The organism is Kitasatospora sp. NPDC058478, from assembly GCF_042720345.1.
GTDB lineage: Bacteria > Actinomycetota > Actinomycetes > Streptomycetales > Streptomycetaceae > Kitasatospora.
The window spans coordinates 19,669-37,299 of the sequence record NZ_JBHXML010000006.1 but is presented as its reverse complement, the minus strand read 5'-3'; the positions used below and the strand labels follow the sequence as shown (position 1 = coordinate 37,299).

General features: G+C 73.2%; 13 protein-coding genes, 1 tRNA gene and 1 riboswitch. Of the genes, 3 read left to right on the top strand and 11 right to left on the bottom strand.

Annotation, left to right across the window (positions count from 1 at the left end; all coding sequences use genetic code 11):
* Positions 1-120: 120 nt before the first annotated feature.
* A complete protein-coding gene (locus ACFWPT_RS04765) occupies positions 121-1,401 on the top strand; it encodes a hypothetical protein (protein WP_380479579.1) in 1,281 nt (426 codons plus the stop codon).
* A 3-nt stretch (positions 1,402-1,404) separates the two neighbouring features.
* On the opposite strand, the gene ACFWPT_RS04760 is transcribed toward ACFWPT_RS04765, so the two are convergent.
* Both ACFWPT_RS04760 and ACFWPT_RS04755 read right to left on the bottom strand, forming a co-directional pair.
* Entirely contained in the window at positions 1,405-2,862 is a 1,458-nt protein-coding gene (locus tag ACFWPT_RS04760) for an MFS transporter (protein WP_380479577.1), read from the bottom strand.
* Positions 2,863-2,968: 106 nt separating this feature from the next.
* A complete protein-coding gene (locus ACFWPT_RS04755) occupies positions 2,969-3,283 on the bottom strand; it encodes a multidrug efflux SMR transporter (RefSeq protein WP_063349183.1) in 315 nt (104 codons plus the stop codon).
* A 43-nt stretch (positions 3,284-3,326) separates the two neighbouring features.
* Positions 3,327-3,393: riboswitch (guanidine-III (ykkC-III) riboswitch) on the bottom strand.
* Between the two features lie 85 nt (positions 3,394-3,478).
* Here ACFWPT_RS04755 and ACFWPT_RS04750 point away from each other — a divergent pair.
* Positions 3,479-3,550: transfer RNA gene (locus tag ACFWPT_RS04750), tRNA-Cys, on the top strand.
* Positions 3,551-3,646: 96 nt separating this feature from the next.
* Here the strand turns inward: ACFWPT_RS04750 and ACFWPT_RS04745 are convergent.
* The 6 genes from ACFWPT_RS04745 to ACFWPT_RS04720 all read right to left on the bottom strand — a co-directional run bounded on the left by ACFWPT_RS04745 (position 3,647) and on the right by ACFWPT_RS04720 (position 10,981).
* A complete protein-coding gene (locus tag ACFWPT_RS04745; protein WP_363370322.1) occupies positions 3,647-5,974 on the bottom strand; it encodes a xanthine dehydrogenase family protein molybdopterin-binding subunit in 2,328 nt (775 codons plus the stop codon).
* Positions 5,971-7,137 carry a 2Fe-2S iron-sulfur cluster-binding protein gene (locus ACFWPT_RS04740; protein WP_380479575.1) on the bottom strand — a complete coding sequence of 389 codons (1,167 nt, stop codon included), beginning with the start codon at positions 7,135-7,137 and terminating at the stop codon, positions 5,971-5,973. Before ACFWPT_RS04740 ends, ACFWPT_RS04745 begins: the two co-directional genes overlap by 4 nt.
* The gene (locus ACFWPT_RS04735) at positions 7,134-8,000 is read right to left on the bottom strand and encodes an FAD binding domain-containing protein (protein ID WP_363370383.1); all 867 of its coding nucleotides are present in this window, start codon (positions 7,998-8,000) and stop codon (positions 7,134-7,136) included. Before ACFWPT_RS04735 ends, ACFWPT_RS04740 begins: the two co-directional genes overlap by 4 nt.
* Positions 8,001-8,310: 310 nt before the next feature.
* A complete protein-coding gene (locus ACFWPT_RS04730) occupies positions 8,311-9,921 on the bottom strand; it encodes a beta-N-acetylhexosaminidase (RefSeq protein ID WP_380479573.1) in 1,611 nt (536 codons plus the stop codon).
* A 129-nt stretch (positions 9,922-10,050) separates the two neighbouring features.
* Complete coding sequence (locus ACFWPT_RS04725) at positions 10,051-10,335, bottom strand: DUF3039 domain-containing protein (protein ID WP_063349181.1); 285 nt, start codon at positions 10,333-10,335, stop codon at positions 10,051-10,053.
* 61 nt (positions 10,336-10,396) lie between these two features.
* Complete coding sequence (locus ACFWPT_RS04720) at positions 10,397-10,981, bottom strand: YqgE/AlgH family protein (RefSeq protein WP_063349180.1); 585 nt, start codon at positions 10,979-10,981, stop codon at positions 10,397-10,399.
* Positions 10,982-11,280: 299 nt separating this feature from the next.
* On the opposite strand from ACFWPT_RS04720, the gene murA reads away from it, so the two are divergent.
* On the top strand, positions 11,281-12,621 hold the full coding sequence (gene murA / locus ACFWPT_RS04715) for a UDP-N-acetylglucosamine 1-carboxyvinyltransferase (RefSeq protein ID WP_063349179.1): 1,341 nt from the start codon (positions 11,281-11,283) through the stop codon (positions 12,619-12,621).
* A gap of 105 nt (positions 12,622-12,726) precedes the next feature.
* Here the strand turns inward: murA and ACFWPT_RS04710 are convergent, their stop codons facing one another.
* The 3 genes from ACFWPT_RS04710 to ACFWPT_RS04700 form a co-directional block, all read right to left on the bottom strand.
* Positions 12,727-13,008, bottom strand: a complete 282-nt coding sequence (locus ACFWPT_RS04710; RefSeq protein WP_030059737.1) for an HU family DNA-binding protein — start codon at positions 13,006-13,008, stop codon at positions 12,727-12,729.
* 509 nt (positions 13,009-13,517) lie between these two features.
* Complete coding sequence (locus ACFWPT_RS04705) at positions 13,518-14,990, bottom strand: NAD-dependent malic enzyme (RefSeq protein ID WP_363620114.1); 1,473 nt, start codon at positions 14,988-14,990, stop codon at positions 13,518-13,520.
* Positions 14,991-15,313: 323 nt separating this feature from the next.
* Positions 15,314-17,617, bottom strand: a complete 2,304-nt coding sequence (locus ACFWPT_RS04700; RefSeq protein WP_380479570.1) for a HelD family protein — start codon at positions 17,615-17,617, stop codon at positions 15,314-15,316.
* Positions 17,618-17,631 lie beyond the last annotated feature (14 nt).

The following is a 17,631-nucleotide window of genomic DNA, read 5'->3' as shown; positions in this document are numbered from 1 at the left end:
TCGTCGACCGATCGGGCCCAGCTGGCATGCTGACCCGGTCACGGGTTCTATCACCCCACTTGTCCGACCGGATTTCCGCACGCCTGTACGCCTGCCGAACGCCTCATGAACGGAGTGACCATGGCCGCTCTCTCCCGCCGCACCCTGCTGGCCGCCGGTGCGGCCTCCGCCGCCACCCTGGCGACCGGCTGTGGAAGCAACAGCGCCGACAAGCCGATGATCGGCTCGGCCGTCCCCCCCATCGGCGCGGCCGTCGACCAGAGTGCCGGCCCCACGGACACCGCCGAGCCGCAGGCCGTCCTGATCGGCGACGGCTCCACCTCCGACACCGGGGCCCAGCCCCACCAGCCCACCCCCGAGCGGCTCAAAGCCGGCGAGAGGCCGCCGCAGTTCGTGGTCTTCTCCTGGGACGGCGCCGGCGAACTCGACAACGGCCTGTTCGCCCGCTTCCGCCGGCTGGCGCAGGAGCACAACGCCTCGATGACCTTCTTCCTCAGCGGCCTCTACCTGCTGCCCGAGTCCAAGAAGGACCTCTACCGCCCCCCGCAGCACAAGGTCGGCGCCTCCGAGATCGGCTACCTCACCGACCAGCACATCCACGACACCCTGGAGAACGTGCACGCGGCCTGGCTGGAGGGCCACGAGATCGGCACCCACTTCAACGGCCACTTCTGCGGCTCCACCGGCGTCGGCAAGTGGTCCCCGGAGGAGTGGGACAGCGAGATCCAGCAGGCCATGGACTTCGTGACGAACTGGCGCACCAACACCGGCTTCACCGACCTGCCGGCGCTGCCCTTCGACTACCACAGGGAGCTGATCGGCAGCCGCACCCCCTGCCTGGAGGGCCAGCGCAACCTGCTGCCCACCGCGGTCAAGCGCGGCTGGCGCTACGACAGCAGCGGCAACGGCACCCAGGTGTGGCCGCAGAAGATCCAGGGCGGCGCGCTCTGGGACCTCCCGCTGCAGTCCATCCCCTTCCCCGGGCACACCTTCCAGGTGCTGTCGATGGACTACAACATCATGTACAACCAGTGCGGCCCCAACACCAAGGCCGACCCGGCGCTCTACCCGGGCTTCCAGGCCCAGGCCCGCGACTCCTACCTGCTGGGCTTCGACCGCACCTACAACGGCAACCGGGCGCCCTACGTCATCGGCAACCACTTCGAGGAGTGGAACGGCGGCATCTACATGAACGCCGTCGAGGACGTCCTCCGGACCATCGCGGACAAGCCGGAGGTCCGGCTGGTCTCGTTCCGCCAACTGGTGGACTGGCTGGACGCCCAGGACCCGGCGGTGCTGCGCAAACTCCAGGGCCTCGCCCCGGGCCAGGCGCCGACCGGCGGCTGGGAGGCCTTCCTCGGCACCCCCGGGGCACCGCCGGTGCCCGCCGCCGGCGGCTGACCCTCAGGACCTGGTCCGGACCCGGCCGGAGAGCAGCGCCCCCAGCAGCGCCACGCCGGCCATGGCCAGCAGGATCACCGCGAACGCCAAGGGCGACCCGGCGGCACCGGACGAGCCGGCGGCCCCGGCACCCTCGTGGGCGGCGGCGAGCGAACCGCCGCCCAGCACCGCGAACATCACCCCCGCCAGGCCCGTCAGCAGGACGTTGCCCAGCGCATCACTCATCTGCAGGGCCGCCGAGTTCACCCCGGCGTCCTCCGGCGCGGAGAGCTTCATCATCAGCACGCTGACGCTCGCGACCGTCAGTCCCATCCCGATGCCGCCGACGCCCCAGGCCACCGCCGCCACCCAGGCCGGCACCGCCGGGACCAGCACCAGCGCGGCGCCCGCGATCGCCACTGCGGTCAGCACGAACCCGCCCCGGATCATCGCCTCGCGGTAGCGCTCCGCCCCCGGCCGCCCCTGCAGCCAGGAGCCCAGCGCCCAGGTGAGCCCGCCGCTGGTCAGGGTGAGCCCCGACATCGTCGGCGAGAGGCCGCGCTCGGTGGTCATCATCAGCGGGACGAAGGCCTCGGCCCCGAGGAACGCCCCGGCCGCCAGTCCGCGCAGCAGGATCACCGCCGGCAGCCCCCGACCGGCCCGCAGGGTCCGCTCGGGCAACAGCCCCAGGACGGCCGGCACCAGCAGCGCCGCCCCGACGGTCCCGGGGAGCAGCCCGATCAGGTCGTGCCGCCCGCCCGCGTACTGCAGCAGGCCGGCACCGAGCGCCGCCATCGCGGCCAGCAGGGTGCGCCGGCGGTCGAACTCCGCGCCCCTGGCCACCGGGTGCTCCCGCTCGGAGCGGGTCAGCGCGGGGCCCATCACGGCCAGCGGCAGCAGGATCAGCACCGGCACGGCCAGGAACACCCAGCGCCAGCCGAGGTGCTGGGTGATCGCGCCGGAGACCAGCGGCCCGATGATCGAGGGCAGCACCCAGGCCGAGGAGAAGGCCGCGAACACCGCCGGCCGCAGCCGCTCCGGGTACGCCCGGCCGACCACCACGTACAGCGCGACGATCACCAGCCCGCCGCCCAGGCCCTGGACCGCCCGCCCGGCCACGAACACCCACATGCCCGGCGCCGTCCCGGCCACCACCAGGCCCACGCCGAACACCGCGATGCCGGTGAACAGCGGCTGCAACGGCCCGCGCCGGTCGCACCACTGCCCGGAGACGACCAGCGCGAACAGCGTGGTGGTGAAGTAGCCGGAGAAGGCGAAGGCGTACAGCCCGATGCCGTTCAACTGGCGGGCCGCGGTCGGCATCGCGGTGTTGACGGCGGTCGCCTCGAAGGCGATCACCAGGACCACCGACACGATCCCCAGCGTCAGAGCGCGGTAGCGGCCACTGAGGACCCCGCCACCGGGGTCGGGTTCGGAGGGTATCGGGGCGGAGTCGACCGAGGTGGGGGAGGCAGTGGTCATACGTAACATCGTAAGGGCCGTCCGGCTTCATGACCCCTGACCCGAGTCGGTGATCAGCTAGTCCGCAGGGCTTAGGACCAGGGTCAGGGGGAAGCTCAGCCGGCGGTCAGTGGAGCACCTTCAGGCCGACCACGCCGGAGACGATGAGCAGCAGGCAGCCGATCCGGGCCGCCGTCACCGCGTCCCCCAGGACGGCCATGCCGTAGAGCGCGGTGCCGACCGCGCCGATGCCGACCCAGACCGCGTAGCCGGTGCCGATCGGAATGGTGCGCATCGCGTACGCCAGCCCGCCCATGCTCAGCAGCAGGGTCACACCGAAGACGAGGCTGGGGGTGAGCCGGGAAAAGCCCTTGGACGACTCCAGGGCCACCGCCCACACGGTCTCCAGGACACCCGAGATGATCAGAACGAGCCATGCCATGACGGCCTACCTCCGCAGTCCACAGCGGCCGGATTGCCGCTGAACTGCGCCGTCTTGTCGTCACCGGGTACGACGCGCTCGTCCGGGGCGGCCGGGCAACCGACCACCTGGTTCCGACCGTAGCACAAGCCGCCATACAGAATTTACATTCCACCGTTGACGGCCCCCCGCGCATTCCGCCACTATGAATTCACTGGCCGTGTGCCCGAGTGGCTTAGGGAACCGTCTGCAAAGCGGTGTACACGGGTTCGATTCCCGTCATGGCCTCGCCGGAAATGGAATTGCCGGTCGACATTCCGTCGACCGGCAATTCCTGTTTCCGCCATTTCCGGGGCGGTCGGCCGAAACCGCCGCCCCCGCCCGTCAGACCGCGACCGCGTCCTCCGGCCGGATCGGCAGCCGGCCGACCGGCAGGCCGGTGGCCGCCCGGACGGCGGCGGCCACGGCCGCCGGGGCGACCACCGCGGGGGCGGCGCTGACCGCCTTGGCCCCGAAGGTGGCGACCACGTCCCGCTCCTCCAGCAGGGCGGCGATCCGCACCTGCGGGGTGTCCAGCGCGGTGGGCAGCCGGTAGCCGGTGAGCGAGGGGTTCAGCAGCACGCCGCCCTCGGTGCGCAGGTCCTCCAGCAGCGCCAGGCCGACGCCCTGGGCCACGCCCGCCTCGATCCGGTCCTCGATCTGCCGCGGGTTCAGCGCCCGGCCGACGTCCTGGGCGACCGTCATCTCGACCACCCGGACGGCGCCCAGCTCGATGTCCACGTCCACCACCGCGCGCATCGCGCAGAACGCGATCGACACGAAGGCGTCGCCCTGCCCGGACTCGTCCAGCGGCTCGGTGGGGTGCGGGCGGCACTGGGCCGTCGCCCAGAGCTCCTTGCCCTCCAGCGCCTCGGCGACCGGCATGCCGAGCACCCCGTCGTACGAGGTGATCTTGCCGTCGGCGATCTGCAGCAGTTCCACCGACATCCCGAAGTTGGCGGCGATCGGCTGCAGCAGCTGGTGGCGGACCATCAGCGCGGCGCGCTCGACGGCGCCGCCGGAGACCCAGGTGTGCCGGCCGCGGGCGGAGGGACCGGCGATGGACTGGTCGCTGTCGGCCGGCGCGATGTACACCTCGCTGACGCCCAGCACGGTCTGCACGATCTGCCGGGCCAGCGTGGCGAAGCCCTGTCCGGAGTCGACGGCCGCGCAGATCACCGTGGCGTGGTCGCCGCTGACCCGCACGGTGGCGGTGGAGACCTCGTCCTCGCCCTCGGCGCCGAGCATGTGCACCATGCCGACGGCGTAGCCGATCCCGCGCCGCACCGCCGCCGGGTCGCCGGCGCCACCGGGTCCGCCCGGCAGCAGCCACTCGGCGTCCGGGTCGTCCACCGGCAGGGCCGGCAGCGGCTCGGCCGCGACGGCCTCCAGCAGCGCGCCGACCGGCGCCGGGCAGGTGACGGCCTGTCCGGTGGGCATCGGGTCACCGGTGGCCATCGCGTTGCGGCGGCGGATCTCCACCGGGTCCACGCCGATCCGGGCGGCCAGCTGGTCCAGCTGCGACTCGTAGGCGAAGCAGGCCTGCAACGCGCCCTCGCCGCGCATCCGCCCGGCCGGCGGGTTGTTGGTGCGCACCGCCCAGGCGTCCACGAAGACGTTCGGGCAGACGTACGGGCCGACCGAGAACGCGGTGGCGGCGGCCAGCGCCTCGGCGGAGACGTCCGCGTACGCGCCGCCGTCCAGCAGGATCTGCGCCTCGACCTTCACCAGGGTGCCCTCGGCGTCGGCGTGGTGGCGGTAGCGCAGCAGCGCGGGGTGGCGCGAGGGGTGGGTGTGGAAGGACTCCTCGCGGGTGAGGGTCATCTTCACCGGGCGGCCGGTGCGCAGCGCCAGCAGCGCCAGGGTGACCTGGAAGGAGAGGTCCTCACGGTCGGTGGTGGCCCCGGGCACGCCGGTGACCACCAGCCGGACCCGGTCGGGCTCCAGACCGAGGCAGGCGGCGGTGCGGTCGCGGTCGCCGTGCGGGTCGGTGGAGGACAGGTGCAGTTCGACGCCGCCGTCCGGGCGCGGCACGGCCAGCCCGGCCTCGGCGCCGAGCGGGGCCGGGTCCTGACGGCCGACCTGGTAGAGGCCCTCGATGATGATCTCGCCGGCCGCGTCCGGATCCCCGGTGCGCAGCGGCAGGTGGCGGAACAGGTTGCCGTCCGGGTGCAGCGACGGGGCGGTGAAGGCCTGCTCGGGGTCGGTGACGGCCTCCAGCGGCTCGTAGTCGACCGCGATCAGACCGACCGCCAGCCGGGCGGTGTCCGGGTGGTCGGCGGCCACCGCGGCGATCGGCTCGCCGTGGTGGCGCACCACGCCCGCGGCCAGCACCGGCCGGTCGGCGACGATCGGCCCGGCCGGGGCGCCGTCCGGGGCGCCGTCCGGACCGGGCGGCAGGTCGGCGGCGGTGACCACGGCGTGCACGCCGGGCAGCGCCAGCGCCGCCGCGGTGTCGATGCCCCTGATCCGGGCGTGCGGGTGCGGCGAGCGCAGCACCGCGCCCCAGAGCAGCCCCTCGGCCCACAGGTCGGCCGCGTACGGGTAGATGCCGAGCGCCTTGGGCAGCGCGTCGCTGCGCAGCGGTGAGCTGCCCAGGCCGAACGGCTCCGGTGCGCCGCCCTCGCCGCCGTCCTGCTGGAGTGCTGCGCCGATGTCGGTAGGCGACGTCATGATGCGTGGTCGTCCTCGGGGAGCCGGATGCCGTGGGCGGGGGTGGCGCCGTACGGGACGCCGGCCGGGGCGGTGCCGCCGGCCGGATCGCCGTGCGGGGGCGTGGCGACGTAGGGCGTGCCGTGCGGGGGCGTGCCGTCGAAGGCGGCCCCGGGCAGCGGCGTGCCGTGCGCGGGGGTGGGTTCGTAGACCGGGGCGTCGTACCCGGCGTCGTAGCCGTTCTGCTGCGGGTAGCCGCCGGGCACGTAGGTGCCGTGGGCGGGGGTGCCCTGGTACGGCTGCTCGGGGTAGCCCTGCGGCGGGTAGTACACCTGGTCGTCGGCGGTCTGGGCGGGGATGCCCTGGACCGGCGTCAGGACGGCGGTGTCGTACACGCCGGTGTCGTAGCCGCCCTGGCCGTCGCCGTACGGCTGGTCGGCGCCGGCCGGGGGCTGCTCGGCGGGCGGCTGCGGGACGTGCTCGATCCAGGCGTCGGCGTCGGCGTAGACCGGCGGTTCGGCGGCCTGCTGCGGTCCGGCGGCCGCTTCCCCGGCGGGCTGGTCGGCGGGCTGGTCGGTGGCCGGTGAGGCGGCCTGGGCGGCGGTCGCGGCGGCCGTCTCCTCCGCCTCCTCGACGTCCTCGGCGCGCGCGTCGGCGATGCTCTGGACGGCGGCCAGCACGCCGCGGTAGCCGGTGCAGCGGCAGAGGTTGCCGCAGAGCGCCTGGCGGGCCTCGACCTCGGTCGGGCGGTGGTTGCGCTGGAGCAGGTCGTGCACCGCCATCGCCATGCCGGGGGTGCAGTAGCCGCACTGCACCGCGCCGGACTCGGCCAGCGCCTGCTGGACGTCGCTCGCGCCGCCGGCGGCCGACAGGCCCTCGACGGTGTTGATCTCGCTGTCGGCGGCCAGCGCGGCGGGCACCAGGCAGCCGGCCACCAGCTGGCCGTCCACCTGCACCGAGCAGGCCCCGCACTCGCCCTGCTCGCAGCCGTCCTTGGCACCGGCCAGGCCGAGCCGCTCGCGCAGCACGTAGAGCAGGCTCTCGCCGATCCAGGCGTCGGTGACGGGCCGTTCGAAACCGTTGACCCGCAAGGTGTACGAGGCGCACGGGCGCAGCTCGCGGCTGACCTGCGGGGTGAGGCCGAGCGGGTCGGCGTCGAGGGTCTCGATGGGGTCTGTGGTCACTTCAGCGCCCTTCCCAGTGCCCGTCGGGCCAGCACCGATACGGTACGCCGCAGCCGAACGGCGGCCGCGCTCGGCCCCTCGGTCGCGGCCTCCCAGGCGCCTTCGGCGCCGTAGCTGTCGGGGACGCAGGCGGCGGCCACGTACTCGCCGAAGGCGGCGGTCGCGGCCGGGTCGATCTCCCGGCTGCCGTCCCAGTCGATGCAGCCGGCGACCCAGGCCTCGGCCTCCAGCGGGCGCAGCGGCACGGGCGCGACGGCGCCGACCGCGCAGCGCACGGCGCGCCGGGCGGGGTCGAGGACCAGCGCGACGGAGGCGGTGGCGCGGGCCGGGCCGCTGCGGCCGGTGGCCTTGAGGAAGACCTGCGGGGCGTGCAGCAGCGGGACGCGCACCCAGGTGAGGAGTTCGCCGGGGCGCACCGGGTCGAGGCCGGTGAGCAGGTGACTGACCGGCACCTCGCGGCTGGCGCCGGCCCGGGCGAGGGTGACGCTGGCCTCCAGGGCGGTGAGCACCGGGAGGGTGTCGCCGGCCGGGGCGGCGGTGACGATGTTGCCGCCGAGGGTGCCGACGTTGCGGACCTGCGGCGGGCCGGCGGTGCGGGCGGCGTCCGCAAGCGCGGGGATGAGCGCGGCGAAGTCGGGGCGGTCCATCCGGGCGTGGGTGAGTCCGGCGCCGAGGACGGCGGTGCCGCCGTCCTCGTAGCGCCAGCCGCGCAGTTCGGTGATCCGGCCGAGGCCGACCAGGGCGGCGGGGCGTAGCCGTCCGGCGTTGACGGCTTCCATCAGGTCGGTGGCGCCGGCCACCGGTACCGCGGCCGGGGTGGCGGCCAGCGCGTCGACGGCCTCGTCGAGGGAGGCCGGCAGCATGATCGTCCGGTTCACCTGGGTCCCACCGTGCTCCACTTGCTCATCGATCGGCTGCCGCCCGCGGCCTTCGGCCGTGGTGTCCGCGTCAGCAGCCCGGCCTGGCCCGTAGGGTACGGGCGATCGGGCCGGGTTGGGCAACTCTGGCACACAATGCTCGATGATCATTTCGGGGCAGGTGAACGGGACTGCCCGATTGGGACGGATACCGGGCGGTATCCGCCCAGGCCCGAACCGGACCTGGGCAGATGTTCATCTGTTCTTGACGTCAGATGACCACTCAGAAGTTCCCGCAAGGGCGAGTCCGTCGCGCTCAGCGCACCGGCGGCGGGCCCTCGATCGGCCGGCCGGCCACCCCGGGCCAGCGCTGCCAGGGGTGCGGGCCGTCCGCCGGGCGGTACTCCACGCCGAGCGCGTCCAGCACCTTCAGGTGCGCCTCCAGCCGGTGCTGGAAGCCGGCGTAGTCGCGCTCGGCCGGATCGGTGGGCAGGTCGGACCAGGCGACCTCGGCGAAGGCCACCAGCCGGGGGAAGGCCCGGTAGTCGATGTCCCGGGCGCTGTCCATGAACTCGCTCCACAGGTTGGCCTGGGTGCCGATCACGTGCCGGGCGGCCGTCTCGTCCAGTTGCCCGGGCACCGGCTCGAAGCGGTACACGTCCTCCAGCGTGCGCACGAAGCCGACCGGGATCGGCTCGTCCGGGCCGTCGGCCTGCCGGTGGTCGAAGTAGACGTGCTGCTCGGGGCACATCACCACGTCGTGCCCGGCCTTGGCCGCGGCGATCCCGCCGCCGAACCCGCGCCAGGAGGAGACGGCGGCGCCCGGGGCGAGCCCGCCCTCCAGGATCTCGTCCCAGCCGATCAGCCGGCGGCCGCGCTCGGCCAGCCAGCGGTCGAAGTGCCGGATCACGAAGCTCTGCAGCTCGTCCTCGTTGGCCAGGCCGAGCTCGCGGATCCGCGCCTGGGCGGCCGCGCTGTCCTTCCACTGCTCCTTGGGGCACTCGTCGCCGCCGAGGTGGATGAACTCGGACGGGAAGAGCTCCAGGACCTCCTCCAGCACGCCCTCGAAGAAGCGCAGGGTGTCCTCGGAGGCGTTGAGCACGTTGTGGCTGACGCCCCAGTCCGTCCAGACGCCTAGCGCCGCGGTGTCCACCACGTCGGTGTTGCCCAACTCGGGGTAGGCCGCGACGGCGGCCTGGGTGTGCCCGGGCAGGTCGACCTCCGGGACGACGGTGACCCCGCGCGCGGCCGCGTAGGCGACGATCTCGCGCAGGTCGTCCTGGGTGTAGTAGCCGCCGTGCGGGCGGTCGTCGCGGCGCTGGCCGGCCCGGTAGCCGACCATCGAGCGGTCCCGCCAGGCGCCGCGCTCGGTCAGGCCGGGGTAGCGCTTGATCTCCACCCGCCAGCCCTGGTCGTCGGTCAGGTGCAGGTGCAGCACGTTGAGCTTGTGCGCGGCCAGCAGGTCGACGAAGCGCAGCACGTCCGACTTGGGCAGGAAGTGCCGGGCGACGTCGAGCAGCGCGCCGCGCCAGCCGAACCGGGGGGCGTCCTCGATGTCCGCGCCGGGCAGCACCCAGCCGGTGCCGCGCAGCGGGGACCGGCGGAAGGCGTCCGGGCCGAGCAGCTGCCGCAGGGTCTGCGCGCCCCACAGCGCACCGGCCGGCCCGCCCGCGGCCATCAGGGCGTGGCCGGGGCGCACCGTGATCCGGTACGCCTCGGCGGCCAGCGCGTCGTCCTGGACCAGTTCGATGCCCGTGCCCGGCCGGCCCGGGCCGAGCGGCAGACCGGTGGCCGCGGTCAGCGTGGTGCGCAGCCACCGCTCGGCGTCGGCCAGCCCGGGCGGCGCGGTCAGCGTGGTGGCGTCGTCGAGGGGGAAGTCCTCGTCCGGGCGGCGGACGGCACTCGAAGGCACGGGAATGAGGTCCATTCCGACATCCTGCCCCCGCCCCGGACGACTGGCATAGACCACTTCGGAAACTCGGCACTATGCAAAACGGCACTGTGCACAATCACACCGTGCACAACGGCGCCGGGCACCGGCCCGAGGCGGCCGGTACTACTTGCCGCCGTTGTTGTCGTCGCCGCCCTGCGGCTTGCCGATGCCGTCGTAGATCTCCTTGCACATCGGGCAGACCGGGTACTTCTTCGGGTCGCGCCCGGGCACCCAGACCTTGCCGCAGAGCGCCACCACGGGCGAGCCGGAGAGCGCGCTCTCCATGATCTTGTCCTTCTGGACGTAGTGCGCGAAGCGCTCGTGGTCGCCGTCCCCGTGGGACACCTGGGGAACTGGCTCGACCAGGGTGCCGGTGCCGAGGCCGCGCTCGGGCTCAAGAGTGCTCATAGGTGCCAAGTCTATGGGCGCCCCGCGAAACCCGGCCAGTATCGCGACGGCGGCCCGTACGTCAGTTCAGCGTCGGGTCGTCCGGATAGGTCGCGAGCAGCGCCAGCGGGCCGCGCTGGCGGCGCAGCACCGAGCGCCACAGCCGCTCCGGTTCCGGGCTGGAGATGTCCCCCGGCTCGCAGTCCACCAGGTACCAGGCGCCGCTCCCCAGCTCCGTCTCCAACTGGCCCGGCGACCAGCCTGCGTACCCGGCGAAGATCCGCAGCGCGCCCAGCTCGCCGGCCAGCACCTCGGGCGGCGCCTCCAGGTCCACCAGGCCGATCGCGCCGTGCACCCGCCGCCAGCCGAGCGGCTCGCCGGTGCCCGGCTCCCCCGGCGCCACGGCGAGGCCGAGCGCCGAGTCCAGCGCCACCGGTCCGCCCTGGAACACCACGGCGGGCTGCCCGACCAGCCGCCCCCAGCCGTCCAGGACGCTGCCCACCTCGACCGGCGTCGGCCGGTTGAGGACCACGCCGAGCGCCCCCTCGACGTCGTGGTCGAGGAGCAGCACCACCGCCCGGGCGAAGTTCGGGTCGGTGAGCAGGGGCGTCGCGACGAGCAGACGGCCGGTGTGGGACCGTCCTGCGTGCGAGTGGGCCGCCGTCATGCCCACATGATCCCGCAGAACGGCCGGGGTCGGACACCTCGACGATCGAAACCCCGCCACGCCGGACAAACACCCGAACGGCCCCTCCGGCGGGCGGGAGCGAGCCCGGAGAGAGGACCATCACGGGAGAGGCTCACGGGAACCATCGGCACGCCCACTACCATCTACGGATGGTGGACGCCCTTCTACGGTGCCGACTCGGTTTTGCCGGGGGCCCGAGCGCGCCCGTACCAACCGGTCCACCACCGGCTCTCTACCGGAGCCTTCCCACCCCTCTGGCACCCCGGATTGCGAGAACGATGACCGACGACGTCCTGCTGGTCCACGGCGGAAACCCGCTCGAAGGCGAGATCCGCGTCCGCGGTGCGAAGAACCTGGTGCCCAAGGCCATGGTCGCCGCCCTCCTCGGCCAGGGCCCCAGCAGACTGCGCAACGTCCCGGACATCCGCGACGTCAAGGTGGTCCGCGGCCTGCTCCAGCTGCACGGGGTCACCGTGCGGACCGGCGACGAGGACGGCGAGCTGATCCTCGACCCGTCGCACGTGGAGAGTGCGAACGTCGCCGACATCGACGCGCACGCGGGCTCCTCGCGGATCCCGATCCTGTTCTGCGGCCCGCTGCTGCACCGCCTCGGCCACGCCTTCATCCCGGGCCTGGGCGGCTGCGACATCGGCGGCCGCCCGGTCGACTTCCACTTCGAGGTGCTGCGCCAGTTCGGCGCCACCATCGAGAAGCACCCGCAGGGCACCTACCTGGTCGCCCAGCAGCGCCTGCGCGGCACCAAGATCGAGCTGCCCTACCCCTCGGTCGGCGCGACCGAGCAGGTGCTGCTCACCGCCGTCCTCGCCGAGGGCGTCACCGAGCTGCGCAACGCGGCCATCGAGCCGGAGATCGTCGACCTGATCTGCGTGCTGCAGAAGATGGGCGCGATCATCACTCTGGGCACCGACCGGACCATCCTGATCACCGGCGTCGACGAGCTGGGCGGCTACACCCACCGCGCGCTGCCGGACCGCCTGGAGGCCGCTTCCTGGGCCTGCGCGGCGCTGGCCACCAGGGGCGACATCTACGTCCGCGGCGCCCGCCAGCTGGAGATGATGACCTTCCTGAACACCTTCCGGAAGGTCGGCGGCGCCTTCGAGGTGGAGGACGAGGGCATCCGCTTCTGGCACCCGGGCGGCGAGCTCAAGGCGATCGCCCTGGAGACCGACGTGCACCCGGGCTTCCAGACCGACTGGCAGCAGCCGCTGGTCGTCGCCCTGACCCAGGCCACCGGCCTGTCCATCGTCCACGAGACGGTGTACGAGTCGCGGCTCGGCTTCACCGGCGCGCTCAACCAGATGGGTGCGCACATCCAGCTGTACCGCGAGTGCCTGGGCGCCACCCCGTGCCGCTTCGGCGCGCGCAACTTCCTGCACTCGGCGGTCGTCTCCGGCCCGTCCAAGCTGATGGGCGCCGAGCTGGTCATCCCCGACCTGCGCGGCGGCTTCTCGTACCTGATCGCGGCGCTGGCGGCCGAGGGCACCTCGACCGTGCACGGCATCGACCTGATCAACCGCGGCTACGAGAACTTCATGGACAAGCTGCGCGACCTGGGCGCCCACGTCGAGCTGCCGTCCGAGCAGCTGGTCGACGCCTGACCCGCAGGGCCCACAGGCCTACGGGCCTGTGGGCCCGTGGCCCCACGACGAGAGGCCGGGCTCCCCAGACGGGGAGCCCGGCCTCTCGGGCGTTCAAGGGGTGGTTCAGGCGCCCTTGGCGGCTTCCTTCAGCTTGGAGCCCGCGCTCACCTTGGCGCTGTAGCCGGCCGCGATCTGGATCGGCTCACCGGTCTGCGGGTTGCGGGCGGTGCGGGCGGCGCGGTGGGTGCGCTCGAAGGTCAGGAAACCGGGGATGGTGACCTTCTCGTCGCCCTTGGCGACGACCTCGCCGACGATCTCGGCGAAGGCGGCCAGAACGGCGTCGGCGTCCTTGCGGGTCACCTCGGCGCGCTCGGACAGCGCGGCCACCAGCTCACTGCGGTTCATGTGTACTCCTGTGGTCTGTTCGCTTGCGGTGTGCGGGGGCCCATCGGTACTCCCACCGGGGGGCACCCGGATAGGCCGCAGGTCCGCACACTGTGCTCATGCAGGCAATGCGTGGTCGCAGGCCGGGTCCGTACCCGATGCCGCGCGCCGGTGCCGTCGAAGGCCCGTCCGCCTGCCTGGATACGAATCCTGCCCCGACCGGCCCCGAGAAAGCCAATCGGGCCCCGGCCACGACACCCGAACGAACCCCGCCCGTTGGAGGTGTGACGCTCCGTCGGCTCCGGCGGACCGGGCCCGGGCGGCGGTCGGGACGACGCGCCGGAAGACCAGGGGGACGTTCCGTACTTGTCGGACACGCCTGCCCCGTGCAGGGCTACCGTACGCCCTAGGCACGACAAGCCCAAACACGCCCCTCGCCCTTGTGTCGCAAGGGTTCGGGGCGGACTCGGACGGGTAAGGCCGCTATTCGGACATTTGACCGATCAGCGACACGTCGGCCGCCTCGCCGGTCAGAGCTTGACGGTGGGGAAGGAGGAGGCGTCGAGCGTGCCGACGATGCCCGGGGTCGGACGGGCCGGCTCCGTGCTCTCCTGGACGCCCGCCAGCGCCGCCTCGCGCACCGCCGAGGCGACCGTCTTGGCGACGTCCTTGTGGAAGACGCTCGGGATGATGTAGTTGGCGTTCAGCTCGTCGTCGGCGACGGTGGTGGCCAGCGCCCGGGCGGCGGCGATCATCATCTCGGTGTTGACGGTGCGGCTCTGGGCGTCCAGGAGGCCGCGGAAGACACCCGGGAAGACCAGCACGTTGTTGATCTGGTTGGGGAAGTCGCTGCGGCCGGTGGCGACCACGGCGGCGGTCTGCCGGGCGATGGCCGGGTCGACCTCCGGGTCCGGGTTGGCCAGCGCGAAGACGATCGAGTCCTCGGCCATGGTGGCCAGGTCGTCGCCGTCCAGGACGTTCGGGGCCGAGACGCCGATGAAGACGTCGGCGTCCGCCACGGCCTCCTTGAGGCTGCCGGTGCGGCCCGAGCGGTTGGTGTGCTCGGCGATCCAGCGCAGGCTGTCGTTGAGGTCCTCCCGGCCCTGGTGGACCACACCGCGCACGTCCGCCACGGTGGCGTGCTCGACGCCGGCCGCCAGCAGCAGCTTGAGGATCGCGGTGCCGGCGGCGCCGGCGCCCGACATCACCACCCGGATGTCGCCGATCTCCTTGCCGACCACCTTCAGCGCGTTGGTGAGGGCGGCCAGCACCACGATCGCGGTGCCGTGCTGGTCGTCGTGGAAGACCGGGATGTCCAGGGCCTCGCGCAGCCGGGCCTCGATCTCGAAGCAGCGCGGCGCGGAGATGTCCTCCAGGTTGATGCCCGCGAAGCCGGGGGCGATCGCCTTGACGATGGCCACGATCTCGTCGGTGTCCTGGGTGTCCAGGCAGATCGGCCAGGCGTCGATCCCGGCGAAGCGCTTGAACAGGGCCGCCTTGCCCTCCATGACCGGCAGCGCGGCGGCCGGGCCGATGTTGCCCAGGCCCAGCACCGCCGAGCCGTCGGTGACCACGGCGACGCTGTTGCGCTTGATGGTGAGGCGGCGGGCGTCCTCGGGGTTCTCGGCGATCGCCATGCAGACCCGGGCGACGCCCGGGGTGTAGATCATGCTGAGGTCGTCACGGTTGCGGATCGGGAGCTTGGACGACATCTCGATCTTGCCGCCGAGGTGCATCAGGAAGGTGCGGTCCGAGACCTTGCCGATCGACACGCCGTCGATCGCCCGCAGCTTCTCGACGATCTCCTCGCCGTGCGCGACCGAGGAGGCCGCCACCGTGACGTCGATCCGCAGCGCCTCCAGGCCGGAGGCGGTGACGTCGAGACCGGTCACCGAACCGCCGGAGGACTCCACGGCCGTGGTGATCGCACTGACGGCGTTGCCCCGGGCCGGGACCTCCAGCCGCACCGTGATCGAGTTGGAGACACTGGGCACCGTCGCCATCGACGCTTCCTTCTTCCGTCCGTGCGGCAGGTTCAACATTTTGTTGAAGGCATCGCCTGCGCATGCTAGACCTCGATCGTCGCACCTTCCAAGGGGTAGCCAGAAATAACGTTCATTGAGTGTGTGGACCCGACAACTTCTTGCCTCTCCGGGCCGATGCGTTACATTGGACGGGACACCGGCTCGATCCAAGCCCCCGGGCCCAACCTTCGTCCCTTCGAGGGACCACTTGCCGCGAGGCGAGCATGGCGGGTCGGTGTCACTAACGTCTGAAGGCCCCTCACCATCCGGTGAGGGGCCTTCTTCGTCCGGCGGACCGGCCGTCAGCCGTGCAGCAGCGCGGGCACGCCGGCCGCGTCCGGCAGGTCGTCCGGACCGGACAGCACGGTCAGCCGCTGGGTCGCCCGGGTGAGCGCCACGTACAGCACCCGCAGGCCGGCCTCCGACTCGCCGGCGATGCCGGTCGGGTCGGCCACCACGGTCGCGTCGTACTCCAGGCCCTTCGCCTCCAGGCTGCCCAGCACCACCGCCCGCTCGCCCAGGCCCTCGGCCCAGCCGGCCGCCTCGGCCCGGCGGTCCATCGGCACCACGATCGCCACGGTGCCGTCCACCTCGCCCAGCAGCCGCTCCAGCTCCGCCCGGGCCGCCGCGCCGAAGGCCTCCGGGGCGGGATCCACGACGGCCGCGAAGCGCGGCTCGACGCCGACCCGGCGCACCGCGGTCGGCGACGGGGTACCCGGCGCGGCCAGCGCCAGCACCTTGGCCGCGACCTCGGCGATCTCGGCCGGGTTGCGGTAGTTGACGGTCAGCGTGAAGCGGCGGCGCGGCTTGCCGGACAGCACCTCGTCCAGCGCGGCCTGCGCCTCCTGCGGGAACGGCCAGGAGGACTGCGCCGGGTCGCCGACGATCGTCCAGGTCGCCATCCGGGCCCGGCGGCCGATCATGCGCCACTGCATCGGGGTGAGGTCCTGCGCCTCGTCCACGATCACGTGCGCGTACTCGGTGCGCTCGACGGGGACGCGCTCGCGCTGACGGGAGCTGCGGTCGGCGAAGGTGGTGACCTCCTCCAGCCCGCTCAGCAGGTCCACCGCGTTCACCTCGCGCACCTTCGGCCGGGCCGCCTCGCCGAGCAGCACCTGGAGCTCGTCCACCAGCGCGACGTCGTGCGCGGACAGCGCGCCCTCGCCGTTCGGGGACAGCTGGCGCCAGGACGCCGCCAGCAGCCTCGCCTCGTCCGGGGAGACGGCGCGGCGGGCGATCCGGTTGATGTGCCGGTGCTGCTTGAGCGTGCCGAGCACCCGGCGCGGGGTCACGGCGGGCCACCAGGCGTCCAGGAAGTCCAGGAACGGCGCCTCGTCCGAGACGTACTCGTCGAAGGACTCCTTCTCCTCCTGGCGCTGCTCGCGGGCGTAGTGGTCGGTCGGCTTCGGCAGGTGCCGGGTGAGCTCCTGCCACAGGGCGTCCAGCAGCATCCGGCGGGCGCGCGGGCGCAGCAGGTTCAGCGGGGTGCCGCCGGCGCCGATCACGTTGCCGCGCACGGCCTTGAGCCGGCCCGCGTCCAGCTTGAGCACCTCGCCGCGGGCGACCACCTTCAGCTCCTGCGGCGCGCCCAGCTCCAGCGCGGCCCGAGCCGCCCGGCGCAGCAGCTGCACCATCCGGCCCGAGCCCTTGACCCGGGCCGCCTCCGGACTGTCGTAGGTGCCCGCCTCGATGCCGTCCACCAGCGAGCCGACCGCGCGGATGGCGACCTGCCCCTCCTCACCGAGCGAGGGCAGCACGCCCTCGGTGTAGGAGACCAGCAGCGGGGTCGGCGAGACCACCAGGATGCCCCCGGCGTAGCGGCGGCGGTCCTGGTACAGCAGGTACGCGGCGCGGTGCAGGGCGACGGCGGTCTTGCCGGTGCCCGGGCCGCCGGTGACGAGCGTGGCGCCGGCGGCGGCCGCCCGGATCACCTCGTCCTGCTCCTTCTGGATGGAGGAGACGATGTCGCGCATCGAGTGGCTGCGGGCGCGGCCGAGCGAGGCCATCAGTGCGCCGTCGCCGACCACCGCCAGCTCCCGGCCGTTCAGGGTCGGGGTGAGGTCGGGACGCAGCAGGTCGTCCTCGACGCCGATCACCCTGCGCCCCTTGGAGCGGATCACCCGGCGGCGGACCACCCGGCCCGGCTCGACCGGGGTGGCGCGGTAGAACGGCGCGGCGGCGGGCGCCCGCCAGTCGATCACCAGCGGCCCGTACTCGGCGTCCAGCACACCGAGACGGCCGATGTGCAGGGTCTCGGCGACGGCCGGGTCGGCCGGGTCGAGCGGCGTGTCGGAGGGGATGCCGTGTTCCTCCGGGGCGTCCGCCCGCTGGAGGTCGATCCGGCCGAACAGGAAGTCCTCGAACTCGTTGTTCAGGCGCTGGAGGTGGGCGCCGGCCCGGTAGACCTGGGCGTCGCGCTCGGCGAGCGCGCCGGGGGTGCCGACGTGGACCCGCTTGGCGGCGTCCTCCAGGATGTACTCGGCCTCGGCAAGCTTCTCCTCCAGCCGGTGGTAGACGGTGTCGAGGTGCTGCTGCTCACCGGCGATCTCGCGCTCGCGTACGGTCTCGCGGTCGGTGGCGGCGGTGGTGTCCGTGTTGCTCTGCATGGCCTCGGTGGTAG

What these genes read in the sequence shown, in the direction of transcription:
- ACFWPT_RS04765 (WP_380479579.1), top strand. Translation starts at nt 121, where the DNA reads ATGGCCGCTCTCTCCCGCCGCACCCTGCTGGCCGCCGGTGCGGCCTCC.
- ACFWPT_RS04760 (WP_380479577.1), bottom strand. Translation starts at nt 2,862, where the DNA reads ATGACCACTGCCTCCCCCACCTCGGTCGACTCCGCCCCGATACCCTCC.
- ACFWPT_RS04755 (WP_063349183.1), bottom strand. Translation starts at nt 3,283, where the DNA reads ATGGCATGGCTCGTTCTGATCATCTCGGGTGTCCTGGAGACCGTGTGG.
- ACFWPT_RS04745 (WP_363370322.1), bottom strand. Translation starts at nt 5,974, where the DNA reads ATGACGTCGCCTACCGACATCGGCGCAGCACTCCAGCAGGACGGCGGC.
- ACFWPT_RS04735 (WP_363370383.1), bottom strand. Translation starts at nt 8,000, where the DNA reads ATGCTGCCGGCCTCCCTCGACGAGGCCGTCGACGCGCTGGCCGCCACC.
- ACFWPT_RS04730 (WP_380479573.1), bottom strand. Translation starts at nt 9,921, where the DNA reads ATGGACCTCATTCCCGTGCCTTCGAGTGCCGTCCGCCGCCCGGACGAG.
- ACFWPT_RS04725 (WP_063349181.1), bottom strand. Translation starts at nt 10,335, where the DNA reads ATGAGCACTCTTGAGCCCGAGCGCGGCCTCGGCACCGGCACCCTGGTC.
- ACFWPT_RS04720 (WP_063349180.1), bottom strand. Translation starts at nt 10,981, where the DNA reads ATGACGGCGGCCCACTCGCACGCAGGACGGTCCCACACCGGCCGTCTG.
- murA (WP_063349179.1), top strand. Translation starts at nt 11,281, where the DNA reads ATGACCGACGACGTCCTGCTGGTCCACGGCGGAAACCCGCTCGAAGGC.
- ACFWPT_RS04710 (WP_030059737.1), bottom strand. Translation starts at nt 13,008, where the DNA reads ATGAACCGCAGTGAGCTGGTGGCCGCGCTGTCCGAGCGCGCCGAGGTG.
- ACFWPT_RS04705 (WP_363620114.1), bottom strand. Translation starts at nt 14,990, where the DNA reads ATGGCGACGGTGCCCAGTGTCTCCAACTCGATCACGGTGCGGCTGGAG.
- ACFWPT_RS04700 (WP_380479570.1), bottom strand. Translation starts at nt 17,617, where the DNA reads ATGCAGAGCAACACGGACACCACCGCCGCCACCGACCGCGAGACCGTA.